At 61.9% G+C, this 4,280-nt stretch carries 5 protein-coding genes; 1 reads left to right on the plus strand and 4 read right to left on the minus strand.

Translation table 11 applies throughout. The features are described 5' to 3' along the window. Positions 1 to 84 precede the first annotated feature (84 nt). The 4 genes from ccoP to ccoN are packed head-to-tail and all read right to left on the minus strand — an operon-like array spanning position 85 to position 3,414. Entirely contained in the window at positions 85 to 975 is an 891-nt protein-coding gene (gene ccoP / locus ACODS4_RS28000) for a cytochrome-c oxidase, cbb3-type subunit III (RefSeq protein ID WP_488869143.1), read from the minus strand. Positions 976 to 978: 3 nt separating this feature from the next. Next, entirely contained in the window at positions 979 to 1,140 is a 162-nt protein-coding gene (locus tag ACODS4_RS28005; protein WP_488869145.1) for a cbb3-type cytochrome c oxidase subunit 3, read from the minus strand. A gap of 15 nt (positions 1,141 to 1,155) precedes the next feature. Continuing rightward, positions 1,156 to 1,896: a cytochrome-c oxidase, cbb3-type subunit II gene (ccoO, locus tag ACODS4_RS28010; RefSeq protein ID WP_488869147.1), complete on the minus strand. Its 741-nt coding sequence runs from the start codon at positions 1,894 to 1,896 to the stop codon at positions 1,156 to 1,158. Positions 1,897 to 1,917: 21 nt separating this feature from the next. Further along, positions 1,918 to 3,414: a cytochrome-c oxidase, cbb3-type subunit I gene (ccoN, locus tag ACODS4_RS28015; protein WP_488869149.1), complete on the minus strand. Its 1,497-nt coding sequence runs from the start codon at positions 3,412 to 3,414 to the stop codon at positions 1,918 to 1,920. Positions 3,415 to 3,517: 103 nt separating this feature from the next. On the opposite strand from ccoN, the gene ACODS4_RS28020 reads away from it, so the two are divergent. Then, positions 3,518 to 4,198 carry a hypothetical protein gene (locus tag ACODS4_RS28020; protein ID WP_488869151.1) on the plus strand — a complete coding sequence of 227 codons (681 nt, stop codon included), beginning with the start codon at positions 3,518 to 3,520 and terminating at the stop codon, positions 4,196 to 4,198. Positions 4,199 to 4,280 lie beyond the last annotated feature (82 nt).

Genomic DNA, 4,280 nt, shown 5'->3' on the forward strand with positions numbered 1-4,280 from the left:
CATCGACTCAACTCAACGCAAAAAGAAACGCCGGGGAGTCTCCTCCCCGGCGTTTCCAATCACCCAAACCGTCTGGCGTTCGGCTTACTTGCCGCCGCCCAGGTTGTGAACGTAGACGGCCAACGACTTCATCGTCGCGTCGTCCAGACGCTTGGACCAGGCCGGCATCACACCGGCGCGACCGTTGGTGACGGTCTCGACCAGCGTGGCCTTGTCGCCGCCATAGAGCCAGTTGGCCTGCTTCAGCGGCGGAGCGCCGACGCCGTCCAGACCAGCGGCCAAGGCGCCCTGCGCGGCGTCGCCATGGCACGCGGCGCAATTCTCGTCATAGACGGTCTTGCCCTTGGCGACCTTGGCGGCGTCGGACGGTTTGTTGTTCAGCGACAGGATGTAATCCGTCACCTGATCGATCTGATCGCGGTTCAGGATGCCGTCCTTGCCGAACGCGGTCATGCCGGTGTTCGGCACGCCACGGGTGTCGGCGTCGTCCGAACGGATGCCGTGCTGGATGGTCTGGTAGATGTCGGCGGTCTTGCCGCCCCACAGCCACACGTCGTCGGCCAGCGTCGGGAAGCCCTTGGCCCCCTGGCCGCCGGCGCCGTGACACGCCGCGCAGTTCTCGTTGAAGTAGGACCGGCCGCCCGCCATGGCGAAGCCCAGCAGATCCTTGTCCTTCTGGATCTCGTCCACCGACTTGGCCGCGATGGCGGTCAGGAACTTCGCCTGACCGGCCTTCGCCTCCGCCATTTTGCCGACGAGCTCCTCACGCTGGGAATAACCCAGAATGCCCTTCGTGTAGGTCTTGCCCAGCGGCCAAGCGGGGTAGAACACGTAATACGCCATCGCCCAGGCGATGCAGACGTAGAAAATATAAAGCCACCACTTGGGCAGCGGGTTGTTCAGCTCGCGCAGCCCATCCCACTCGTGGCCCGTGGTCTCGACGCCGGACAACTCGTCCTTGTAATTCTGTGCCATGGCCTAAAACTCCTGACCATCATCCTTGAGCGGGATCTGGGCGGCGTGGTCGAAATTGCGGCGGTTGCCGGGCCACATGGCGTAAACCAGGATGCCCGTCAACAACACCATCAACCACACGGTCCAGAACGACCGAAGCATCACCGTGATCGCATCCAAATCCATGGATTTGTCCCCCGATTACTGCTGGAGCTGCTTCGGCGACTGGTACTTGGTGAAATCCACCATGGTGCCCAGCACCTGCAAGTAGGCCACGAGAGCGTCCATTTCGGTGACGGTCTTGTTGCCCGTGAAGTTCGCGACGACGGCCTTCGGGTAGCGCTTGGCCAGGGCGGCGGAATCGCCGTCCGGGTTCTTCTGCGCTTCCAGGTCAGCCTTGGCGTTGGCGATCTGTTCGTCCGTGTACGGCACGCCGACGATGCGCAACGTCTTGAGGACGTCGGCGATGTCGGCGTAGTTCAGCGGACGATCCTTCATCCAGGCGTAGCCCGGCATGATGGATTCCGGCACGACGGCGCGCGGATCGACCAGATGGGCGACCTGCCAGTCGTTGGAGTATTTGCCGCCGACGCGGGCCAGATCGGGGCCGGTGCGCTTGGACCCCCACTGGAACGGGTGATCGTACATCGACTCCGCCGCCAGCGAGTAATGGCCATAACGCTCGACCTCGTCACGGAACGGACGGATCTGCTGGCTGTGGCAGTTGTAGCAGCCTTCACGGATGTAAATCGACTGACCGGCCACTTCCAGCGGCGAATAGGGACGGACCCCATCCACCTTTTCAATGGTCGATTCGATCGTGAACAGCGGAACGATCTGCACCAGACCGCCGATCGACACGGTAATCAGCGTCAACACGACGAGCAGAAGCGTGTTCCGCTCGATCAGGTCGTGGCTGAAGCCCTTTTTTTGCTGAGCCATTTCTAGCATCCTTCCTGGGCTTTAGGCCGCGCCAACCGCCGCCTTGTGCGGGGTGGAGGCGTAAGGCTTCTCGATGCGGACGTCACCCTTCGCCGTGCGCCACAGGTTGTAGACCATGATGAGCGACCCAGCGACGAACAGCACGCCGCCCATCGCGCGGATGACGTAGAACGGGTGCATCGCCGCGACGGTCTCGACGAAGGAGTACTGGAGGAAGCCCAGGTTGTCGTACGCGCGCCACATCAGGCCCTGCATGATGCCCGACACCCACATGGCGGTGATGTACAGCACGATGCCGACGGTGGCCGTCCAGAAATGGTAGCTGACCAGACGCAGGCTGTAGAGCTGCGAACGCCGCCACAGGACCGGCACCAGGAAATAGAGCGCGCCAAAGGAGATGAAGGCCACCCAGCCCAAGGCGCCCGAATGGACGTGACCGACGGTCCAATCCGTGTAGTGCGACAGGGCGTTGACCGGCTTGACCGACATCAGCGGACCTTCAAAGGTCGACATGCCGTAGAAGGCGACCGAGGTGACGAGGAAACGCAGAACCGGATCGGTCCGCAGTTTGTCCCACGCGCCCGACAGGGTCATGATGCCGTTAATCATGCCGCCCCAGGACGGCATCCACAGCATGACCGAGAAGGTCATGCCCAGCGTCTGCGCCCAATCCGGCAGCGAGGTGTAGTGCAGATGGTGCGGACCGGCCCAGATGTAGAGGAAGATCAAGGTCCAGAAATGCACGATCGACAGGCGGTAGGAATAGACCGGACGTTCGGCGCGCTTGGGCACGAAATAATACATGATCCCAAGGAAACCGGCGGTCAGGAAGAAGCCCACGGCGTTGTGGCCGTACCACCATTGCACCATGGCGCTCTGCACGCCCGACACGAACGTGTACGACTTCATGCCCGTCCACGACACCGGAACGTTGACGTTGTTGCCGATGTGCAGAATGGCGACGGTCAGGATGAAGGCCAGGAAGAACCAGTTCGCCACATAGATGTGCGACTCGCGCCGCGTCATCACCGTGCCGACGAACTGGATGGCGTACAGCACCCAGATGACCGTCAGGTACAGGTCGAGGATCCATTCCGGCTCGGCGTATTCCTTGCCCTGGGTGAAGCCCAGAACGTAGCTCAGCGCCGCCAGAACGATGAAGATGTTGTAGTTCCAGAAGATGAACTTCGTCAGCCCTTCGCCCCCGAAGAGAAACTGACGGCAGGTCCGCTGCACCGAGTACAGCGAGGTGGCGAACAGAACGTTGCCACCGAACGCGAAGATGACGGCCGAGGTGTGAACCGGCCGCAGACGGCCAAAGCTCGTCCACTCAAAGCCGAGATTCAGCGCCGGAAACGCGAGTTGCAGGGCGATGAACGTGCCGGCCAGAAAGCCGACCACGCCCCAGAACGTCGCAGCGATAACGAAGAGTCGGATGGCGTCTTCGTAGTAACGCACGTCTTCCGACACCCGCTGGCTGCCCAGGGTGGCCCCTGAAGTCAGAGTCGCTGATGTCATACAATCTCTCCCGTTTGCCCCGGGCGGCCGGAAGCCGCGCCTTCTGGGTTGCACCACCGCTGGGTACGTACTGTTAAGGAGGGGGGCAGGTTGCGTCGCGGATGTGCGCATAGACCGACGCCGGACGCGCCTGCCTCCAATAATCCCACTATGTGTAGGGGTGGCTGCGGCAACATTGATCTACGTCAACGCCGCCCAAGGCCAAGGACTGCCATCGTTCAGTGTCCTTGCAATTGGCCGGACGGAAATGGACGACAGCTTCATCGCGAAACCCCTTGGTCGACGTCAGATTGACCAGGCTTACCCGCTGGTTTGCGTCATCGCCCCCGGCCTTGCCGTGGAGCAATGGCGCGCTTTTGCCGCAGCGCTCCTGGAAACCGGAGGCGCCTCGACGTCGCGTTCCGGCATCATGACGGTGCAGAACGCGCGGGGGTACCTCCACGGGCTGTTCTCATACGCCATCGAGGAGCATTTGCGCCACGGTCGCGTTATGTCCGTCGAGAACTTTGTGGTGCTGGATTTGTTCGATGTTCCGGGCGTCGCCGGAACCCTGTTGCAGGCCATGGACGGCTTGGCGCGCGGGCTTGGCTGCGCGGCCATCCACACCACGTTGCCGGAGCGCTGTATATTCGATGACATAACAAACAATCCGATTGCGGATTGTTTCTTCACCGAAGGACACCGCCGGGAAACCGTCCGCCTGTGCAAGTCGCTCGACAACGTCAACGACAACCACGCGCCCGACCGCCAGCCGGATCGGAACGAGCGGCGCGAGACGGAATAGAGCGCCGTGCCCAAATGTGAAACAGCACGGCGCTTGTCTTATAGAACGCTCGGCTCATTCTGCAAGAATGGGCCGCTTGGGG

The organism is Azospirillum sp. FG154 (assembly GCF_057809575.1).

Coding starts and splice junctions, on each gene's coding strand:
- ccoO (WP_488869147.1), bottom strand. CDS start 1,896: ATGGCTCAGCAAAAAAAGGGCTTCAGCCACGACCTGATCGAGCGGAAC.
- ccoN (WP_488869149.1), bottom strand. CDS start 3,414: ATGACATCAGCGACTCTGACTTCAGGGGCCACCCTGGGCAGCCAGCGG.
- ccoP (WP_488869143.1), bottom strand. CDS start 975: ATGGCACAGAATTACAAGGACGAGTTGTCCGGCGTCGAGACCACGGGC.
- ACODS4_RS28005 (WP_488869145.1), bottom strand. CDS start 1,140: ATGGATTTGGATGCGATCACGGTGATGCTTCGGTCGTTCTGGACCGTG.